We start from the raw sequence: 20,657 nt of genomic DNA, 5'->3' as shown, positions 1-20,657 counted from the left end.
ACATGGGGCCATCACGGCCGGAATATGTACTCCATGATGACAAGACGGGGCCCCTGAAGGCCCCGCCTGCATCATGCTCCGTTCGGAGCCGATCTCAGAAAAAATCGTCCCTGTCGATGTCATCACCACCGAAGCCACCGCCATTATCAACCGGCGCATCCTGCGGGCCAAAATCCTGCGGAGAGAACCCTGCGGCATCTGTCCCGCTTCCGGCAAACGGATCAGAATAATTGTCCCCATAATTGTTGATGATGGTCGTTTCACTGCCAAAACCATCGCCAGCACCACCGACACCTTCATGGCCATGCTCCCCGGAGAACAGACCCTCCAGCGCATGGGCCGCCATCATCCCGCCTGCGACACCGGCCGCCGTGGACAGGGCAGACCCCAGAAAGCCGGAGCCGGACCGCCCGAACATACCCGGCTGATAACCCGGTGGCGGGGCATAACTCCGCCCCATCTCCGGCGCAGCAGCACCAGAGGCAGGCCCCCAGCCCGGTGGCAGGGAGGCCCCGCGGGGCGGTGGAGCGGACGCAGAAGCCCCCCGACCGAACAGCCCGGAGAAGAACCCACCTGACTGCTGCCCCGGCTGACTGGCCTGCTGCTGGAGCTGGGCGATCTGCCCCCTCGCCTGCTGGAGCTGGAACTCCAGATCACGGATGCGGGCCTGCGCCTGGGAGAGAGCCGCCTCCTGCACGACAGCCAGCTGCGTGATACGGTAGCGGGCCTCCGGGAAACGCTGGAAATTCTCGGCGATGAAGCGGTCTGCCTCCGGGTCGATCGGCGGCAGGGACGCCGGGCTCTGGCCATTCGGCAGCCCCACGCCTCCCCCAACACGGGCAACAAAGCGACTTATGAGATCACGTTCTTCCGAGTTCATGGGCGTGCTGTCCTTCACAACTGCTCAGCAGCCCCTGCCCGCCCGGGCGGGGCGCGACATGGGCGCTGTCTCTTCATGCCACATGATATGATACAGCTCTCCATCCCCCGCAAGGGTCTTGGCCCCCCTCTTCTCCCGGCAGAGGCCCACAGAATGCACCTGCCGTAAAGACCATCTTAAGAAACCACCCTGCACGGCGGCAACTTCTTTACCCTCTCCCACCCCTACCCGCTGGTGATCCGGCCTCTCATCCTGTAATATGCAGACATCTTTACGTTAATGGAGCCTAGTGAATTGTCCACATCCCGGCCCCCCTGCTTTCAGGATCTGATCCTGCGCCTTCATCAGTTCTGGTCACAGAAGGGCTGTGCCATTCTCCAGCCTTACGATACTGAACTGGGTGCGGGTACACTGTCCCCTCACACGACCCTGCGGGCACTGGGCCGCAAGCCGTGGGCTGCCGCCTATGTGCAGCCCTGCCGCCGCCCGTCCGACGGCCGTTATGGCGAGAACCCGAACCGCCTCCAGCATTATTACCAGTATCAGGTGCTGCTCAAACCCACCCCGCAGGAAAGCCAGGACCTGCTGCTGGAAAGCTACCGGGCCATCGGGATCGACCCGGAAAAGCACGACATCCGTTTCGTGGAGGATGACTGGGAAAACCCCACCATCGGGGCCTGGGGGCTGGGCTGGGAGGTCTGGTGCGACGGCATGGAAGTCACACAGTTTACCTACTTCCAGCAGGTTGGTGGCATCCCGACCGTCGTTCCCTCCACCGAGCTGACCTACGGGCTGGAACGTCTGGCCATGTATGTGCAGGGGGTCGAGAATGTCTATGACCTCGACTTCAATGGCCGGGGCCTGACCTATGGAGATGTCTTCCTCCGGGCAGAGCGGGACTATTCACGGCACAATTTCGAGCTGGCTGATACGGACATGCTTCTGGCGCAGTTCCGGGCAGCCGAGGCTGAGTCCATCCGCCTCTCCGAAGCTGGCGTGGCCCAGCCCGCCTATGACCAGTGCCTGAAGGCCTCCCATCTGTTCAATCTGCTGGATGCACGAGGGGTCATTTCTGTTTCAGAACGTGCCTCCTATATCGGGCGTGTACGCACGCTGGCCAAAGCTGCCTGCGAAGCATGGCTTGCTGGAGACGAGGAGGAAACCACCCATGGCTGAACTGCTTCTTGACCTCTTCTGCGAGGAAATCCCCTCCGGGATGCAGGCCCGTGCTGCCGAGGACCTCGCCCGCCTGCTGGAACAGGCCCTCGCCGATCTGAACCCCCGCAACATCCGCAGCTTTCATGGTGCCCGCCACATTGCGGCCAGCCTCGAGGTGGATGAGAGCATCCCCACCCGCACCATTTCCGAACGTGGCCCCCGGGAAACTGCCCCGGAAAAGGCCCTTGCCGGGTTCTCCCGCAAGCATGGCGTCAGCCCCGATGAGCTGACGAAGGAAAACGGTTTCTGGGTTCTCAACCGTACCCTGCCGCCAGTCAGGGCGGCGGAGCTGGTTGCCGAACAGCTGCCGGACCTCCTCTGGAAGTTCCCGTGGCCCAAGGCCATGCGCTGGGGCAATGGCTCCCTCTTCACCTGGGTACGCCCGCTCCATCACGTTGTCTGCCTGCTGGATGGCCAGACAGTTCCCTTCACCCTGGCCCGTCAGGATGACGACGCCCACGGGCTGAAGAGCGGCAACGTGACCGAAGGCCACCGCATCCTCTCCCCCGGCACGTTCACCGTCACCGGCACGGAACAGTGGCTGAAGGAGCTGGAAGCCCGCCACGTCGTCATCAACGAGGAGAAACGGGCCGATCTCATCCGTCAGGGTGTCCATGCGCTCGCTGATGAGAAGGGGCTGGCGCTTGTCGAGGATGAAGGGCTGGTCCGTGAAGTCAGCGGGCTGGTGGAATATCCCGTGCCCCTGCTGGGCCGCATCGATGATGCCTTCATGGACCTTCCACCGGAAGTCATGCAGGTCTCCATGCGGGTCAACCAGCGGTACTTTGCCCTGCGCACGAAAGACGGCAAAGCCGCTCCCTATTTCGCCTTCGTGGCCAACCAGACCTTCAGCGACGGCGGCACGCTCTGCATCGCTGGGAATGAACGTGTCCTGCGGGCCCGCTTCGCCGATGCCCGCCATTTCTGGGACCTCGACCGCAAGACGAAACTGGCCGGCCGTGTCGAGGCCCTGAAGCCTGTCACCTTCCATGCGAAACTGGGCACTCAGGAAGAGCGGGCACGGCGCATCAGCACTCTGGCAGGCATCATCGCCACGGCCATGCAGCTGAGTGACGCACAGGTAAAACACGCCGAACGGGCCGGTCTGCTCGCCAAGGCCGACCTAACGACCGGCATGGTCGGTGAGTTCCCCGAGCTTCAGGGCGTGATGGGCGGCTATTACGCCGCCCATGATGGTGAAGCCCCGGAAGTAGCCCAGGCCGTTGCCGAACATTACATGCCCCGTGGATTGCAGGATGGCACGGCCAGTGCTCCCGTCTCCGTTGCCGTCGCTCTGGCGGACCGGCTGGACATGCTGGCCGGGTTCTTCGCCATCGGGGAAACCCCCACCGGCTCTGGCGACCCGTATGGCCTGCGCCGTGCCGCCCTTGGGGTGATCCGCACCATCCGGGACAATGGCCTGCGTATCGACCTCGGCAGCCTGCTTTCCAGAGCAGCTGAGGCCTATGCCGGGAAGGAGGGCAAAGATTCCGCTCTGGGTGAGCTGGAACCCTTCTTCACCGACAGGCTCCGGGTCCAGCTCCGCAATGAAGGACGCCGTCACGACGTGCTGGATGCCACGCTGGCCGTCACACAGGTGCAGGAAAACAGGAGCCTCTTCACCGATCATCTGGATGGCGACCTGGTCCGCCTGCTCAGCCGTGTGGAGGCCCTGTCCGACATGATGGGCACGGAAGACGGGCAGAACCTTCTGGCAGCCTACCGCCGGGCCACGAACATCCTGCGCATCGAGGAGAAAAAGGACGGCCCGCACCATCAGGCCCCTGAAGCGGCACTCTATGTACAGGATGAGGAACGTGACCTGGATGCGGCCCTGAATGAAGCCGGGCCGAAGATCACGGCCAGTCTGGCCGATGATGACTTCACCAGTGCCATGCAGCATCTCGCCGCCCTGCGTCCGATCATGGACCGCTTCTTCGAGGCTGTGACCGTCAATGCGGAAGATGCTGGCCAGCGTCTCAACCGTCTGCGCCTGCTGTCGGCCTTCAGCCGCAGTGGCCAGCTGATTGCTGATTTTGGCCGGATCGAAGGCTGAGCTTCAGTCTCACAAACAGGCTACGATAAAAAGGCCGGTGGGAGCGTTCTCTCACCGGCCTTTTTTATGTGTCCCTCTCAGTGCGAGGGACTGTCTGTCAGGAATATCTTGGCTCCGAAACCGATGAAGACCAGCCCGGTCAGCCGGTCCAGACGGCGCACCACGACGGGCCTGTTGAAGAACTGTGCCAGCGGGACCGTCAGGGCCACCAGCAGCCCCAGCCATATGAAGGTCAGCACAACCTGGATCACCACCTGCACGAGCGTAAACGCCACCACATCCGTGGCAGGCGGGATGAACTGAGGGAAAAAGGTGATCACGAAAATACCCGCCTTGGGGTTGAGCAGGTCCGTCAGCATCCCACGGCGGAATCCCGGCCAGAAGGCGTTGCGATGTTCCACCCGCCGGGCCTGCTCCGGCCCGGCCTCCGTCGTCAGTGCCATACGGGGGCGCAGAAGCTGGCTGACGCCCATCCAGACCAGATAAACCGCACCAACACATTTGACGACGAAGAACGCCGTGGAAGACGCCGCCAGAAGGGCTGTCAGCCCGAAGGCCGCTGCCAGCCCCCAGAGGCTCAGCCCCACGGCAATGCCAAAAATGGCCCCGATCCCAGCACGGCGCCCATCGGAGGCAGCCGTCCGCAGGACCATGACGGAGTCCAGCCCCGGCGTGATGGTGAAAATTGCCGCTGCGGTCGTAAAAGCCAGCAGGGGAAGAAGCCACTGATGCATAAAAAACAGACACCTGAAAAAAACCGGCCACGATACTCCGCAACCCGACCTCCTCCAGATGGGGTCTCGGCCCTACGGTTCCAATAGATCAGTCAGGGTCATCCCGATGCACCCAGCTGGAAAGCAGCAGACCGAAACCGAACATCATGGTCAGCATGGCTGACCCTCCATAGGAGATCAGCGGTAGCGGCACGCCTCCCACCGGGATGACCCCCATGACCATGGAGAGATTGACCACGCAATACAGGAAGAAATCCATGGCGATGCCCAGCCCGACCAGCCGGCCAAAGCGGTTCCGACAACGCAGGGCAATCAGCATGCTGCTCAGCAGGATCAGGAACAGTAGCCCGATGACGGCCACACCCCCGACATACCCCCATTCCTCCCCGATCATGGTGAAGATGAAGTCTGTCTGTTTCTCCGGCAGGAAGCTCAGCTGTCCCTGCGTGCCATGCAGGTAGCCTTGCCCCCAGCGCCCACCCGCCCCCAGAGCAATACGGGACTGGAGAATGTTGTACCCTGCCCCCAGCGGATCGTGCTCAGGATGCAGAAAGGTATCAATCCGAGCCTTCTGATAATCATGGAGATGATTATAGATGAAGGGCCCCAGAAACGGCAGGGGCGCAACAAGGATGATGATCTGCCACCACCGCATCCCCGCCGCAAAGAACAGTGAAGCCCCGATCACACCAACAATGGTTGCTGTCCCCAGATTGGGCTCCTTCAACACCAGCACAACCGGCAGAAGTGTCAGAAGCGCCGGGATGATGAGCCGCAGCGGATTGCCCATACGGTCCCGCCCGATCCGGTAAAACCATGTTGAAAGCATGAGGACCAGGGCAATCTTGGCAAACTCGGAGGGCTGGAACTGGAAGCCGCCCAGATTGATCCAGCGTTCCGCCCCCTTGCCAACATGCCCCATCTTCAGCACCAGTACCAGGAGCAGGATGGACAGCCCATAAATGGGCACGGAGAGCATCCTCAAGACCCGTGGGCTGGCCAGCGCCACGCCCAGCATCATCAGCAGACCGAAACAGAAACGGATGAGCTGGGGCTGGGCAAAAGCCTCCGCACGCCCGCCACCGGCTGAATACAGGGCAACATACCCCACACCGGCCAGACAGCAGACCAGCAGAACAAAGAACCAGTTGATCTGCCAGAGCCGGGAGAACATGCGCAGGTTCGGCTCTGCCCGCAGCAGGCGGCGGGCCGTACGGGGAACGGTGAAGTCCTTCAGCGGCATGACGTCCTTCTATCCCTCAGTCATCCAGGCCGTCAGCCCTCGCCACGACCCCCCGGGACAGGGAGGTCCGGCTGGCCGGGTCCCTGATGAGAGTATCCGTCATGATCTGTGCAGCCAGAGGGGCCGCCTCGGTCGCACCCGCATTGCCATGCTCCACCACGACAGACACCGCATAACGGGGATTGTCATAAGGTGCAAAGCAGATGAACAACGCATGAGGACGATACTGCCACGGCAGGTTCATGGAGTTGAAGTGCCCGCTCTCACGCAGGGCTCTCGGCACGTTCCGCACCTGTGCAGAGCCGGTCTTGCCAGCCATCTGCACACCAGGCAGGCTCAACCGGGCGGCCGGAGCCGTGCCCTGTGGCTCATTCACCACAGCAAACATCCCCCCCCGGGCAGCAGCGAGGGCCTCCTTTGCGAAAGGCAGGGGATCCAGAACCGGTGCAATGCCCTGCCCGCTCACCGAGCGCAGAAGATGTGGCTGCACAAACCGCCCCGTTGCCAGACGGGATACATAAGTGGCCAGTGCCAGAGGTGTTGTCTGCACCAGCCCCTGCCCAATACCGGCATTGACGGTATCACCACCATTCCAGTGGTGACCATGGCGACGGCGCATCTCCGGGGTCGGAACGGACCCTGCCCGCATGTGGGGCAGCTCTATCGGCAGCTTCCCATCCAGCCCCAGGAAGGCGGCGGCTTCATGAATCGCCTCCATGCCACAGCGCCGGGCCACCTGATAGAAATAGACATCGCAGGAATATTTCAGTGCCTGATGCAGGTTGATCGACCCATGACCGTAACGGCTCCAGCAGTGGAAGCGCACGCCCCCCATGTCGTAATAACCCGGACAGGAAAAACGGTCCGACGGGGTGATGGCATGGGCCTTCAGGGCGGCCAGTGCCACGGCAGGCTTGAAGGTGGAGCCCGGCGGATAAAGGCCGGAAACGGCCTTGTCCACCAGCGGCGTGCGCTGGTCGGTGATCAGACTGTTCCACTGTGTCCGGCTGATGCCACCATCAAAAAGGGTCGGGTCGAAAGAAGGTGTGCTGACCAGCCCCATCACCTCGCCATTGCGGCAGTCCATCACCACGGCACTGGCCACACGCTCGCCAATCCGCTCCCGGATGCGGGTCTGCAAGGCGCTATCCAGCGTCAGCTCCAGCCGGGCCCCGGGCTGGCCTTCCACACGCTCAAGCTCGCCCATGACACGGCCATGGGCGTTGACCTCCATCTCCACCGTGCCGGGCTGTCCACGCAGATGGCTTTCCTGCGTCTGCTCGACCCCGGCACGCCCCACCTTCATCCCCGGCAGGGCCATGATGCCATCCCGCTGGACATCCGTCTCATTGGGAGGGGCCACATACCCGATGATATGGGACAACAGGTCCTTGAACGGATATTCCCGTGTTGTTCCCACATCGATCAGAACACCGGGCAGGGTCGGAGCATTCAGCCCCAGCCGGGCGACATCATCCCAGGAGAGGAATTCCTTGAGGGTCAGCGGGACGTAACGATGGATATGTTTGCGATCATGCTCGATACGGGCCCGGTCACGGTCATCCAGCGGCACGATCGTAGCAAAGCGGTCCACCACGGCCTGGAGGTCCGTCGTTTCCTCCGTCATGATCAGCGCACGCCAGTTGGGACGGTTGCCGGCAAGCAGCACACCGCAGCGGTCGTAGATCTCACCACGGGCTGGTGCAATCTGGCGGCGGCTGGTCCGGTTGCGGCGTGCCTGCTCCTTCAGCTCATCGCCATGAACGACCTGCATCTGATAGAGATGATGGGCAAGCGTCCCCATGACCCCTGTCTGCGCTGCCAGAAGCAGCAGGGCACGGCGTGTGAACATACCCCCACCGACAGCCTGTTCTTCTGAAAAAGACAGGTCAGCCGCTGGCCCACTTCGTTTCCGAAATGGCGGACGAGTTTCATCACGCCGGAAGAACATCTGCAATATACGCTTAAAAAAAGATTAAGGAAGGAAAACTCAAGGCTTCCACACTTCAGATGGTCATAGTCTATTACAGTCTGTCATGCTTTTCCATAACAGAAAGCCCCCATAAATACAGAACATGCAGAAAGGGATAACTCCCTACAGCGAGAGCCTCCTGAAAAACAATGGGATAGACCGACAGCGCCCCCCGGACCCGGATGACCATCAACACCCAGTCTGTCAGGGCCTCTCCCAGCACAATCACCCCATACAGGCTCCAGGAAAGCAGGAATCCACGACGGGACAGACCAACACGGCAGCCATGAGCCACGCCATAGGCTACCAGCATCCAGAACAGGAGCACGCCGGGCGGATTGGCACTGAAGAACTCGATCACCACCCCACTACAGAACAGCCCGAACAGGGGCATGAAAGCAGGACGGTAAAGCGCCCAGAACCAGACCGTCCCCAGTGTCAGGGCTGTCTGGAGTTCGGTCTGCCCGAGTATGCCAAACGGGGCGGACAACACAAAAGCCAGAACCACCATGATGACACAGGGGGACAGCTTGCGCCGCACACGAACCATCAGCTTGCGCTGCCGTGTTCCCTCCAGCGCCTCATGATCCAGACGCCCCTGCTCCAACCGTAATGCCATAGCCCCGTACCCGTTGCTGCTCCACCGCCCCCGTGCCTTCCCGGAAATAGTGCTCTCTTCTACAGAAAGCAAACCTCCCTGGAGGGCAGATCACGCCTTCGGGGCAGGTTTCATGCCATTACCCGAATCGTGCCACAAATGCCACCTGACCGCCTTATAAGGCCTTGATGATAACAAACGGCTTAATTTGAGACCGTATATCAGGAACGCCGACCGTCCAGAAAGTACCCTCAGCCGTTCCTGAGAGACGAAAATGGCAGAAAACGGCGCAGATTCTGCCAATTCGAAGGGGCTTCCCCATCCCGATGATCCGGCAGGAGCGGAGGCTTCTCCCGGACCCTTCCCGCACTGGGTGGGGCCTCCAGGGTAAAGCCACCATCAAAAATACGAACCAGCTCCAGTTTTCCCAGAGCGGCATCAGGGATGACAACCGGCTGCCCTGGCGCCAGATAATGCACATGACCAACGGCAACACCGCCTGTCAGGCCTGTCTGCCCCCGTGTGACGATATGCTCGCCTTCTTCCGGCATGAGGCTCTGATTGTAATACATGAGACGGGGATAAGGCGTATTGTCGCCAATCATCATGGCATCCCCCCCGCTGCTCTGTAACGTGACGGGAATCCGGCTGGCAGCATCCTCAATCAGCAGCACTCGCACCACATGCGGTCCCACCTCACTGACACGCCCGACAAGCCCGAAAGAATCAACGGCCAGACTTCCCTGCTGCACCCGATGTTCCCCCACCTGCAACAGAACCGCCCGCAGGTAAGGGCCACTCTCATCCCGAACGACCCATCCGCTGACATAATCCCGGGTATCTTCCGCTCCCCAGTGCAGCACAGCCTTCAGACGGGCATTTTCCTGCCGAAGAGTCTGGGCCTCACCATGCCAGTAAGCAAGTTTCTGGTTTTCCTGCCGAAGCTGCGCATTGGCGGCCAGCAGGTCCCCCACCCCCTGCAGGGTGATCTGCCATTCATGAAACTGCCGCTGAGGGAACAACAGAACCTGATAGATGGCCCCGGCCTTCTGCGCCGCCGCCATGCGAATCTGTATGGCCCTGCCCGACCATATCTGCCCGGCCAGAACAGTCCCCACAGCCAGAAAAACCATGACCGGCAGAACAAGCCCGGACAGAAGCTGACGTGTGTGAATGGAGACCATGGCCCGCCTTTTCCCTCCGCTCAGCCCCCGGTCACGGAGGATACCATCCCCCGCCGGAGACCAGGGATCAATACATGCTGCTCAGGACACTGCGGAGCTGCTGCATGTGCTCCAGCGTGCGGCCAGTCCCCACAGCCACGCATGAAAGCGCATTCTCTGCCACGAAAACCGGCAGGCCGGTAGCCTGACGCAGGACATCATCCAGACGCCGCAGCAGCGCTCCCCCGCCGGACAGGACAATGCCCTTCTCCACGATGTCAGCGGCCAGCTCCGGCGGTGTATGCTCCAGCACGGTGGCTACGGCATCAATGATATGCCCGACAGGCTCCTGAAGGGCTTCGGCAATCTGGGCCTCACTGACGGTGATTTCCCGGGGGACGCCATTCAGCAGGTCACGCCCCTTGAGCGGCATGGTCCGCTCTTCCGTCTGTATGTTGGCGTCAAAAGACGCAGCGCCGAGATCAATCTTGATCCGCTCGGCGGAGCTTTCCCCGATCATGAGGTTATAGTTGCGACGGATGTAAGCCATGATGGCCTCATCCATCTGGTCGCCACCAACCCGGACAGACCGGGCATAGACAATCCCGCCAAGGGAGATCACGGCAACCTCGGTCGTTCCCCCACCGATATCCACGATCATGCTGCCGGAAGGCTCCGTCACGGCCAGACCGGCCCCAATGGCTGCGGCCATCGGCTCCTCAATCAGATAGACCTTGCGGGCACCAGCACTCTCTGCACTCTCCTGGATGGCACGGCGCTCCACGGCAGTGGAACCGGACGGCACGCAGATGACGATCTGGGAACTGAAGAAGGAACGGCGGTTGTGAACCTTGCGGATGAAATGCTTGATCATCTCCTCCGCACTCTCGAAGTCGGCGATGACACCGTCACGGAGAGGGCGGATGGCCTGAATGTTCCCCGGCGTACGGCCGACCATCAGTTTGGCTTCATTTCCCACGGCCAGGACCTGTCTGCGCCCGCGCACTTCCGTTACAGCGACGACGGAAGGCTCACTCAGCACCACGCCACGCCCCTTGACATAAACGAGGGTATTGGCAGTGCCGAGATCGATCGCCATATCAGCGGAAATGAGCCCCAACAGACGAGAGAACATTCAAAACTCCTGGCCGGATAACCCCGCACGCACGGGGAATGAAAATAAGCAGAACACCACCCACAGCATTCGCCACAAATTATAGAGCCCCACAACAGTTCAGCAAGGCCATATTCCTGCCAGAGACAATATTTTTCGCAGAAAACTCCGCTTCAATTAACATGCGGTAACGTTTCATTCCCACCATGACAGAAGGAAAACAGCAGCCGACATGCAGGCATGGCAGTATCGGCTACCGGTCCCCTTCTCTCATCTTCAGGCAGACATTTCTTCCGGTTCACCCCGCAGACGTTTCACCAGCAGCTTGTTCAGGGCATGGATATAGGCCCGGGCTGCCGAAACGACCGTATCCGGGTCACTCCCCTGCCCGTCCACCAGGCGCCCCCCTTCCTGGAGACGCACGGTCGTACGGGCCTGCGCATCCGTACCTTCTGTCACATTGGCCACGGAGAACAGCGCCAGCGTCGCCTGATGCGGGAAGGCCTCACCGATGGCCCGGAACACGGCATCCACAGGCCCATTGCCCGTGGCAGAGACATGACGGGCCTCACCATCCACCTCGATATCCAGAACGACCTGGGCAGCATGCTGCGTACCGCCCTTCAGCTCCAGCGAGATCAGACGGACACGCTCATGGTCACGGCTCTCATCATCCACCAGTGCCCGCACATCATCATCAAAAACGATCTTCTTGTGGTCTGCCAGGGTCTTGAAACGCTGGAAGGCCGCATTGACCGTCTCTTCAGTCAGGTCATCATAACCCAGAGCCTTCAGCTTGTCCCGGAAGGCCGCACGGCCGGAATGTTTGCCCAGCACCAGCGAGGTGCTCGTCCAGCCCACGCTTTCCGGCGTCATGATCTCATAAGTCCCGGCATGCTTCAGGATGCCATCCTGATGGATGCCACTCTCATGGGCGAAGGCATTCCGCCCCACGATGGCCTTGTTCGGCTGGACATCGAAGCCCGTGATGGTCGCCAGCAGACGGGACATGCCCAGCAGGCGGGGCGTTTCAATGCCGGTTTCCATGCCATAACGGTCATGACGGGTCCGCAGGGCCATCACGACTTCTTCCAGAGCGGCATTACCAGCACGCTCGCCAATGCCGTTGATCGTACATTCAATCTGTCGGGCACCACCTTCAACCGCTGCCAGCGTGTTGCCAACAGCCAGCCCCAGATCATTGTGGTTATGCGTGGAGAAAATGACCTGATCCGCCCCCGGCACACGCTCCCTCAGCATATTGAAGATGCGCTCCATCTCATCGGGGGTTGCAAACCCGACCGTATCGGGAATGTTGATGGTCGTTGCCCCGTTGGCAATGGCCGTTTCCACACAGCGGCACAGAAAATCCGGGTCCGTGCGGGATCCATCCTCAGCAGACCATTCCACGTCATCCGTGTAACGGCGGGATTCCTTGTTGCCGAAAGCGATCAGCTCCAACACCCGCTCCGGCTCCATCCGCAGCTTGTACTTCATGTGCAGTGGAGACGTGGAGATGAAGTTGTGGATACGCCCACGCCGTGCGCCCTTGATGGCCCTTCCGGCAGCCTCGATGTCTTTGGCGGCGCTGCGGGCCAGGCCACAGATTACGGGGCCATCCACATTATCGGCAATCTGCTTCACGCTCTCGAAGTCTCCTTCCGATGCAGCCGGGAAGCCTGCCTCTATGACGTCAACGCCCAGAGCTGCCAGCGCATGGGCCATCCGCAGCTTCTCGCCCAGATTCATGGAGAAACCAGGGGACTGCTCACCATCACGCAGGGTCGTGTCAAAAATGATGACACGGTTATCGGCAACATGACCAAAGGAAGGATGCTGAAAAGACATAACTACGCTCTAACTCCAGATATCTACGAAAACCCGAAATGGGAAAAAATACCCCTGAACGCAGCAAAGCAACCTGCTCGCCTGTATGGCGTTCAGGGGTTCATAAGTCGTAGAAGGAGGGCGTGAAAAAATGTCATTACCCCTCCACGCTAGCGAGCAATGACAGGGAATGCAAGCGGAACTCTCTGTTTTTTACAGCATCCCTTTCCGCTGCCGCAGGAAATAGCCATCAATGGCCTGTTTCATGGCCTGGGTGATCTGCGTACGGTGGGCAGCACGCCGCAGCGCCTGTTCATCCAGATGGTTGGACATGAACCCCATTTCCACCAGAACGGACGGAATGTCTCCAGACTTCAGAACCCGGAAGGCCGCATGGCGGGATGGATGATGCAGGAGCTGGATGCGGTTCTGGAATGACCGGATCACACTGGCCGCCATATGCGCAGACCCCCGGCGCGTCTCTTCACGAACAAGACTGTTGAGTATTTCCTCCACATCCGGCGGCACGTCGGCCATGCCCGGTCCGGCAAAACGGTCGGCACTGTTTTCCGTCTCTGCCAGCAGGGCGGTCTGCCTGTCCGAAGCGTTGCCGGACAGCGTATAGACACTGGCCCCACGCACATCAGACTGATGCAGCGCATCGGCATGCATGGAGATGAAAAGATCCGCCTTGTGCCGATGGGCCAGCTCCACCCGCCCGGCAAGGGGGATGAAACGGTCATCCGTCCGGCTCAGCACCACATCATACCGGCCAGACGCCATGAGAAGCGCGCGCAGCTCCGTTGCTGCAGCCACAGCAATATGCTTCTCATATGTTCCTGAGACACCGATGGCCCCGGGGTCTTTTCCGCCATGGCCGGGGTCCAGCATGATGACGGGTCTGGGCGGTGATGCTCCACGCAATACGGCGGGGGCCTTCCGCAAGCCATGCCGTGCTGCCGCAGCCTTTCCCGCTCCGCCCGCCAGCAGCCCGCTGGCAGCCGCACCAAGAAGATGACGACGTGTCAGCTTTGCCATGGTGATCCTCCTCCCTCTCCGGTCTAGGTCCTGCCTGTCACACCCCATTAGGCGATCATTCCTGCCACGGGAACAATCTTCCTGCTTTCTTTGGTTAACAGCCCGATACAGGCAGGAAAAAATGGCTTTATTCTGCCCCTTTCACCACCCCCCAACTACCCACTTGCCATGAAGGCCGATTTAGGCCATTGTCGCTTTGCAGAAGCCCGGATCTCCCATGCATCCCCGCCCCTGACAACGGGCAGGCAGGACAGCATCAGACAGGGCCCGCACATGCAGTACCTTTCGCGCCGTTTGGTGCAGATAGCCCGGGACGGTTGTTCCCGGTGTGCTCACACCCTGGCGGAGACACTGCATCCGAACCACAGGCAGCCTACCCGGATGGCCACACCATCCCCCGGCGGGCTGCGTCAATTCCCGATGGCAGGACCTGCCATCAGCGTGTTTACCAGAGGCTGCAATGCTGTTCTGTGTTATCCAATCTGGCGACCCCCTCAGGGTATCTGCCTGCAAGAGACCGGACCACCTGCCCTCTGCTGACCAAGACAATCGGCGCAGACAGGGCCATGCCCCGTGCGCCACGGAGTCCAGTCCTTCATGACAAAGCAGATGCTCATAGACGCCACACACGCCGAAGAAACCCGCGTTGTGGTCATGAACGGCAAGCGCATTGAAGATTATGATGTCGAGACATCAGCGCGCCGTCAGCTCAAAGGCAACATCTACCTCGCCAAGGTCATCCGTGTAGAGCCCAGCCTCCAGGCGGCCTTCGTGGATTACGGCGGCAACCGCCACGGCTTTCTGGCCTTCAGCGAGATCCACCCCGACTATTTCCAGATCCCCGTTGCGGACAGGGAAAAGCTCCTTGCCCTGCAGGAAGAAGAATACGCTGCCGAGCAGCGGGGCCGGGACAGCGATCCAGAGGCTGATGATGACGAAGACAGCCTTCCCGAGGATGACGAGCCCGGCCCGGAGATCGTCAGCGGGGAACATGATACCGGTGAGGAACAGAGCGCCAGCCGCCGCATGGCCCGGTTCCTCCGCAATTACCGCATTCAGGAAGTCATCCGCCGTCGGCAGGTGATCCTTGTCCAGGTTGTCAAGGAAGAACGTGGCAACAAGGGCGCCGCCCTGACGACCTACCTCTCCCTTGCCGGACGATATGGCGTGCTGATGCCCAACGCCCTGCGTGGCGGTGGGGTCTCCCGCAAGATCACCTCCGAAACGGACCGTCGTCGCCTGCGGGACATTGTCGGCAAGCTGGACCTGCCCCGGACGATGGCCATGATCATCCGCACGGCCGGTGCAGGCCGCCCGGAAGCGGAAATCACCAAAGACTGCGACTACCTTCTCCAGCTATGGGACAACATCCGCAACCACGCCCTCTCCTCCATCGCCCCGGCGCTGATCTATGAGGAAGCAAGCCTGATCAAGCGGGCCATCCGGGACCTGTTCACCCGTGATATCGAGACCGTACTGGTGGATGGGGAAGAGGCATGGAAAAACACGAAGGAATTTGCCCGCCTGCTGATGCCCCACAATGCCAGCCGCATCCGCATGTGGCAGAACAGGGGGCAGAATCTCTTCGCCCATTATCAGGTGGAGAGCCACCTGGAGGCCATGTTCTCACCGACGGTAAAGCTGGAATCCGGCGGATATCTCGTCATCAACCAGACTGAAGCTCTGGTGGCCATTGACGTCAACTCCGGCAAGTCCACCTCCCAGCGCAATATCGAGGAAACCGCCCTCCGCACCAATCTGGAAGCGGCCGAGGAGGTCGCCCGCCAGCTGCGCCTGCGTGATCTGGCCGGGCTGATCGTGATCGACTTCATCGACATGGAAAGCCGCCGCCACAACAGCCAGGTGGAAAAGCGCCTCAAGGATGCCCTCCGGGTGGACCGTGCCCGCATCCAGCTGGGCCGCATCTCCCATTTCGGCCTGCTGGAAATGTCCCGGCAGCGTCTGCGCCCCTCCATTGCCGAGAGCATGCTCAGCCCCTGCCCGCACTGTCAGGGTACCGGCTTCATCCGGGGTGTGGAAAGCATGGCCCTCCAGGTCCTCCGCAGCGTGGAGGATGAAGCCAGCCGCCGTCGCTCTTCGGACATTATCGTCCATGTCAGCCCCAGCATCGTTCTTTACATGCTCAACAGCAAACGGGCTGCCATCAGCCAGCTTGAACAACGGCATGACATGACCATCCGTTTCGAAAATGACGACAGCCTGCCGGAAGGCGAGCTCCGCATCGAACGGCTGGCCGCACGCCAGAAACCCTCCCGTGAGGACAGCCCTGTCAACACGGTCCGTACGATCGACATCACGGAAGGGGCTGCCCCTGCAATGGAAGCCAGCCTGCCAGCCGAGGCCGAAGATACCCGGGACGAACAGGAAACGGGCAGTGAAAGCAGCTCCCGTCGCCGCCGCCGCCGCCGTGGTGGACGTCGCCGCAACGAGCAGGAGACCCGGGACGAAACGGCAGAGACCAGCCTGCAGGAGGCAAGCCCCGCAGCGCCAGAGGCTGACAGCACGGCAGATACCAATGATGACCAGGCTCTCATGCCCGGTCGTCGCCGGACAAGGACACGGCGTGTCACGACCGCCGCTCCGTCTGCTCCAAGCCACCGTGAGGAAGAGACCGAGCAGCCCAGCCGCCGCCGTGAACGCCCGGCATCCCGTCGCCGCCCGGCACGCCATCAGGATGAACCGGCCCCCGGTCAGGCATCTTCTGGCTATCAGGGACCAACACCGGCCAATCCCTTCCAGGGGGCTGGCATCGACATCTTCGACATGATGGAGCAGCAGGAGGCCCGCCTGAGCGGACGTGCTGAAGCCCCTCCTGCCACAGAAGAAGAACCTGCCGTTTCTTCCCGCCCCCACAGGCAGCCCGTGGAAACGGGAAGCCCTGCAGAAGGGGATGATGAAAAACCGGCCCGTCGCACCCGTACCCGTCGCCGCCCGGCTACACGCAGCCGCATCGTGGTGGACGAAGACCAGGAAGAAGACGACAATCGTGTCGTGAAGATACCGGCCCGTCCAGTCGATCCTGCCGAAGCTGAAGAGGAAGCCGCTCGTCGTCAGGCGCGCCGCCCCCGTCCCCGCCGCCGCCCGGCACGGAACGAAACGGCAGAAGCGGACGCTGCCCCGGCTGCGGAAGAGGCGCCTGTTTCTGTCGCTGAAACCGGTGTGGACAATGAGACACCAACCGAGACAGAGGCAAAACCAGCCCGTCGGCGGCGCCCAGCTCGCCGCAAAAAGGCGGACACGGCAGAAGAGGCCCCTGTAGCAGCCGCCCCCAAGGCTGAGGACACAGCCCCGGTCGAGAATGTGGCAGCACCGCAGCCTGTCAATATCGATGAGGCAAAGCCCAAAAAGCGGCGTGTCGGCTGGTGGAAGCGCTAAAGGCGCCTCCACCCCCTCCCATCGGAGCCCATGAAAAAGGGCGGCCAGATCACTCTCTGGCCGCCCTTTTCACATCCACACAAATATGATGTTAGCGACAGACGCTATTGTTGCCATCCTCCGCAATGAACGTCCCCGTCAATGGCTGGAAGCAGGCATTACGGGTACAGCTGTTGCCTGTAGCCAGACTGCGACCATAGATTTCGCTCCCCGTACTGGCCTGCTCACGCAGGGCCGTACCACAAAGCGGTGTATTGACGGGAGCAGATGGCAGGTTCGTCTTCATCTGTGGTGAGGACGAACTGTCCCCGCTCCCCCCACCAGACGGCGCCCCGGCAAAGCTCTGGATGGCCGGATGTTGCGCTGCCTCGACCTGCCGGGCTGTTGGCTGGCTGCTACAGCCTGCCAGGACACTCCCTGCCACAAGAAGCAGGCCACAGCCCAGTCTCTGCAAGCCACATCTGTGGCGGCCCCTCGCAATGTTACGCACCATATCCCTCCTCCACATCCTCATGGATGTCCTGTCCTTCCTCGGGACGCCATGATGGCTCCCGGGGCTCCGAAATCTCCCGTGCAGACTATCTGCGGCCTTCATCCGGGTCCAGCCGGGCCTGCCGGACACCATCCGCAAAGGAAAGCTGCACATGGCTCCCCACTGGCAGGGCAGCGGATGATGTCACGGCATGACCTGCCTCATCCTGCACCAGAACATAGCCCCGTTCCAGAATGGCGAGGGGTGAGACGGCCTTCAGATGCCGGGCCACCCCTTCCAGCCTCGTCCGCTGGAGGGCAAGCCGGGACTGCACCGTCTCCAGCCGCAATGGCGCCCGCAACAGACGCATCTGGCAGCCATCCAGATACCGCTCCCAACCAGACTGCAACCGCCCGGCCTGTGCCTCCACGAGGCCACGCCGCTGCCCCATGACGGTCTCCACGGCGGGCAAATGATAGGCAGCCTGCCCCAGCCGGGCACGGGCACGCATCACAAATCCCGGCAGGGCCAGCTCCAGCCTCTGGGCACGATCATCCAGCCGCATCCGGGCTGTGTCCAGAAGCCCCGGAAGGTCCGGCATCCGGGCCGCCACGGCCTGGAGCCGCAGCCCCTGCCGCTGCAGTATCCCCGCCAGACCACCAGAAAGCCGTGCCGCCCGATGGGCGAGGTCCGCCATCAGCTCGGACCGCAGGGGCACCGCCATTTCAGCGGCGGCAGTCGGTGTGGGGGCCCGACGGTCGGCAGCGTAATCAACGAGGGTCGTATCCGTCTCATGCCCCACGGCAGAAATCACCGGCAGGGGGCAGGCCGCCACGGCCCGTACCACGGCTTCATCATTGAAGGCCATCAGGTCCTCCAATGAGCCACCACCACGGGCCACGATCAGCACATCAGGCGGATTGGGAAGGTTCCCCATGGCCTGCACGGCATGGGTGATCTGACGGGCTGCCCCTTCCCCCTGCACTGCCACGGGCCAGAGCAGGACATCCCGCGGGAAACGGCGGGATATGGTCGTGCAGATGTCGTGCAGCACCGCCCCGGACCGGGACGTCACCACCCCCACGCAACGGGGCAGGAACGGAATGGGCTTCTTGCGCCCCTGATCGAACAGCCCCTCATCCCGCAGGCGGACACGCAGGGCTTCGATCCGGGCCAGAAGGGCACCTTCCCCTGCAAACTCCATGCTGTCGATGATGAGCTGATAGTTTGAGCGTTCGCCATAGGACGAAATCTTCCCGGTGGCGATGACCTCCGTTCCATTCTCCGGCACCATCCCCAGCCGGGAGACGTTCCCCCGCCAGATGACACCCGATATCTTCCCGCCCTCATCCTTGAGGGAGAGATAGACATGACCGGAAGCATACCGCTTCATCTCCGTGATCTCGCCACGGACACGTACCCGCCCGAAGGTGCCTTCCAGCACACGTTTGATCGCCGAGGAAATGGCTCCTACAGAATATTCCGGTATGTTGCTGCTCTCCGGCCCCGTACCGCCCTGCGGTCCGGCGGGAGAAAGAAGGCTCTCTCGTTCCATCATGCGGCCATTCTATGCTAAATGGCAGATGACGTGAAAGCGGCTATCTGCATCACACGAGATATAAAAGGAAACAGGATGCGCGTACTTCTGGTGGGTTCAGGTGGGCGGGAACATGCCCTTGCCACAGCCATTGCCCGGTCCCCTCTGCTGGACACACTCTTTGCCGCCCCCGGCAACCCCGGCATGGCAGCCTGCGCACGCTGTGTTCCCATTGCGGCTGATGACATTGCCGGTCTTGTCGAGTTCGCCCGGAAGGAAAAGATCGACCTCGTCGTACCGGGGCCAGAAGTCTCCCTCGTGGCAGGGCTGACCGATGCCTGCCAGAAAGCGGGTATCGCCTGCGCTGGCCCCTCCCAGGCTGCCGCCGCTCTGGAAGGCAGCAAGGCCTTCACCAAGGAAGTGGCCGATGCTGCCGGTATCCCCACCGCCCGCTGGCAGCGTTTCGACGCCAGCAGCAGCAAGGAGGCCGCCAAGGCCTACGTCCGTGAACAGGGTGCTCCCATCGTCATCAAGGCGGATGGTCTGGCCGCCGGCAAAGGCGTGGTCGTGGCCCAGAGCGTGGATGAGGCTCTGGAAGCCATCGACCGCCTCGGCCTGCCACTGGTGATCGAGGAATGTCTTGTCGGACGGGAAGTGTCCCTCTTCGCCTTCTGTGCGGATGACAAAGCCAGCCTGATCGGGGCTGCACGGGACCACAAGCGGGTCGGTGATGGCGATACCGGGCCAAACACCGGCGGCATGGGAGCCATCTGCCCGCCACCGGATTTCGACCGGGCGGCGCAGGAAGCCGCACTGGACCTCACGGTCCGCCCGATGCTGGCCGAGATGGTCCGCCGGGGCACGCCGTTCCGTGGCGTCATCTTTGCTGGCCTGATGCTGACGGAAGAAGGGCCGAAGCTGATCGAATACAACGTGCGCTTTGGTGACCCGGAAGCACAGGCCCTGCTCATCCGTCTGGAAAGCGACCTTCTCCCTGCCCTCAAGGCTCTGGCGGAAGGGACACTGTCCGAGGACAGCATCCGCTTCTCGGACAAGCCGTCCATTTCTCTGGTGCTGGCCGCCAAGGGATACCCGGATGCGCCCGTCAAGGGCGGTGTCATTTCCGGGCTGGACCGGACGGAACAGCTGCCCGGTGTATCCGTCTTCCATGCCGGAACCAAGATGGATGGCGACCGGCTTCTGGCCAATGGCGGGCGTGTCCTGACCATCTGCGCCACGGGTCCCACGGCAGCCAAGGCACGCTCCCGGGCCTATGAAGCTGCTGCGACCATCCAGTGGGATGACAAGATGCTCCGCAGCGACATCGGGCTGTAAGATTTTCCGCACCTGCAAAACAGGCCCGGCCCATGAAAATGAGCCGGGCCTGTTCCGTATGAACCTGTCCGCCG

At 61.7% G+C, this 20,657-nt stretch carries 15 protein-coding genes; 4 read left to right on the top strand and 11 right to left on the bottom strand.

From position 1 onward, the window contains the following. Positions 1 to 94: 94 nt before the first annotated feature. The gene (locus tag GM608_RS02535; RefSeq protein WP_043560769.1) at positions 95 to 880 is read right to left on the bottom strand and encodes a DUF2076 domain-containing protein; all 786 of its coding nucleotides are present in this window, start codon (positions 878 to 880) and stop codon (positions 95 to 97) included. A 279-nt stretch (positions 881 to 1,159) separates the two neighbouring features. Here GM608_RS02535 and GM608_RS02530 point away from each other — a divergent pair, with 279 nt between their 5' ends. Both GM608_RS02530 and glyS read left to right on the top strand, forming a co-directional pair. Then, complete coding sequence (locus GM608_RS02530) at positions 1,160 to 2,056, top strand: glycine--tRNA ligase subunit alpha (protein WP_081562978.1); 897 nt, start codon at positions 1,160 to 1,162, stop codon at positions 2,054 to 2,056. Beyond that, positions 2,049 to 4,154 (top strand): glycine--tRNA ligase subunit beta, encoded by a 2,106-nt coding sequence (glyS, locus tag GM608_RS02525; protein WP_333644955.1) that lies wholly within the window; start codon positions 2,049 to 2,051, stop codon positions 4,152 to 4,154. The genes GM608_RS02530 and glyS overlap by 8 nt, the downstream gene beginning before the upstream one ends. Positions 4,155 to 4,231: 77 nt before the next feature. Here the strand turns inward: glyS and GM608_RS02520 are convergent, their stop codons facing one another. From GM608_RS02520 to GM608_RS02485, 8 genes are all read right to left on the bottom strand, one after another. After that, positions 4,232 to 4,888, bottom strand: coding sequence for a LysE family translocator (locus tag GM608_RS02520; RefSeq protein WP_043561507.1), 657 nt, complete (start codon positions 4,886 to 4,888; stop codon positions 4,232 to 4,234). Between the two features lie 88 nt (positions 4,889 to 4,976). After that, positions 4,977 to 6,131: a rod shape-determining protein RodA gene (gene rodA / locus GM608_RS02515; protein ID WP_052349127.1), complete on the bottom strand. Its 1,155-nt coding sequence runs from the start codon at positions 6,129 to 6,131 to the stop codon at positions 4,977 to 4,979. Positions 6,132 to 6,147: 16 nt separating this feature from the next. Further along, positions 6,148 to 7,983: a penicillin-binding protein 2 gene (mrdA, locus tag GM608_RS02510; RefSeq protein WP_227449652.1), complete on the bottom strand. Its 1,836-nt coding sequence runs from the start codon at positions 7,981 to 7,983 to the stop codon at positions 6,148 to 6,150. A 172-nt stretch (positions 7,984 to 8,155) separates the two neighbouring features. Beyond that, positions 8,156 to 8,722: a hypothetical protein gene (locus tag GM608_RS02505; protein WP_154981614.1), complete on the bottom strand. Its 567-nt coding sequence runs from the start codon at positions 8,720 to 8,722 to the stop codon at positions 8,156 to 8,158. A gap of 230 nt (positions 8,723 to 8,952) precedes the next feature. Beyond that, a complete protein-coding gene (gene mreC / locus GM608_RS02500; protein ID WP_154981615.1) occupies positions 8,953 to 9,885 on the bottom strand; it encodes a rod shape-determining protein MreC in 933 nt (310 codons plus the stop codon). A gap of 67 nt (positions 9,886 to 9,952) precedes the next feature. Continuing rightward, on the bottom strand, positions 9,953 to 10,999 hold the full coding sequence (locus GM608_RS02495; protein ID WP_043560776.1) for a rod shape-determining protein: 1,047 nt from the start codon (positions 10,997 to 10,999) through the stop codon (positions 9,953 to 9,955). Between the two features lie 255 nt (positions 11,000 to 11,254). Continuing rightward, positions 11,255 to 12,826 carry a 2-isopropylmalate synthase gene (locus tag GM608_RS02490; RefSeq protein WP_333644952.1) on the bottom strand — a complete coding sequence of 524 codons (1,572 nt, stop codon included), beginning with the start codon at positions 12,824 to 12,826 and terminating at the stop codon, positions 11,255 to 11,257. 192 nt (positions 12,827 to 13,018) lie between these two features. Next, positions 13,019 to 13,843, bottom strand: a complete 825-nt coding sequence (locus GM608_RS02485) for an N-acetylmuramoyl-L-alanine amidase (protein ID WP_043561514.1) — start codon at positions 13,841 to 13,843, stop codon at positions 13,019 to 13,021. A 597-nt stretch (positions 13,844 to 14,440) separates the two neighbouring features. Between GM608_RS02485 and GM608_RS02480 the strand changes: the two genes are divergently transcribed. Then, on the top strand, positions 14,441 to 17,239 hold the full coding sequence (locus tag GM608_RS02480) for a ribonuclease E/G (protein ID WP_333644951.1): 2,799 nt from the start codon (positions 14,441 to 14,443) through the stop codon (positions 17,237 to 17,239). 91 nt (positions 17,240 to 17,330) lie between these two features. Here the strand turns inward: GM608_RS02480 and GM608_RS02475 are convergent, their stop codons facing one another. Beyond that, the gene (locus GM608_RS02475; RefSeq protein ID WP_052349135.1) at positions 17,331 to 17,732 is read right to left on the bottom strand and encodes a hypothetical protein; all 402 of its coding nucleotides are present in this window, start codon (positions 17,730 to 17,732) and stop codon (positions 17,331 to 17,333) included. Positions 17,733 to 17,817: 85 nt separating this feature from the next. Beyond that, positions 17,818 to 19,269: an exodeoxyribonuclease VII large subunit gene (gene xseA / locus GM608_RS02470; RefSeq protein ID WP_282799575.1), complete on the bottom strand. Its 1,452-nt coding sequence runs from the start codon at positions 19,267 to 19,269 to the stop codon at positions 17,818 to 17,820. A gap of 75 nt (positions 19,270 to 19,344) precedes the next feature. On the opposite strand from xseA, the gene purD reads away from it, so the two are divergent. After that, on the top strand, positions 19,345 to 20,583 hold the full coding sequence (purD, locus tag GM608_RS02465; RefSeq protein WP_086431138.1) for a phosphoribosylamine--glycine ligase: 1,239 nt from the start codon (positions 19,345 to 19,347) through the stop codon (positions 20,581 to 20,583). The last annotated feature ends 74 nt before the right edge of the window (positions 20,584 to 20,657 follow it).

This window comes from Bombella sp. ESL0380, assembly GCF_009725805.1.
GTDB classification, from domain to species: domain Bacteria; phylum Pseudomonadota; class Alphaproteobacteria; order Acetobacterales; family Acetobacteraceae; genus Bombella; species Bombella apis.
This window is presented reverse-complemented; position numbering and strand designations above follow the sequence as displayed.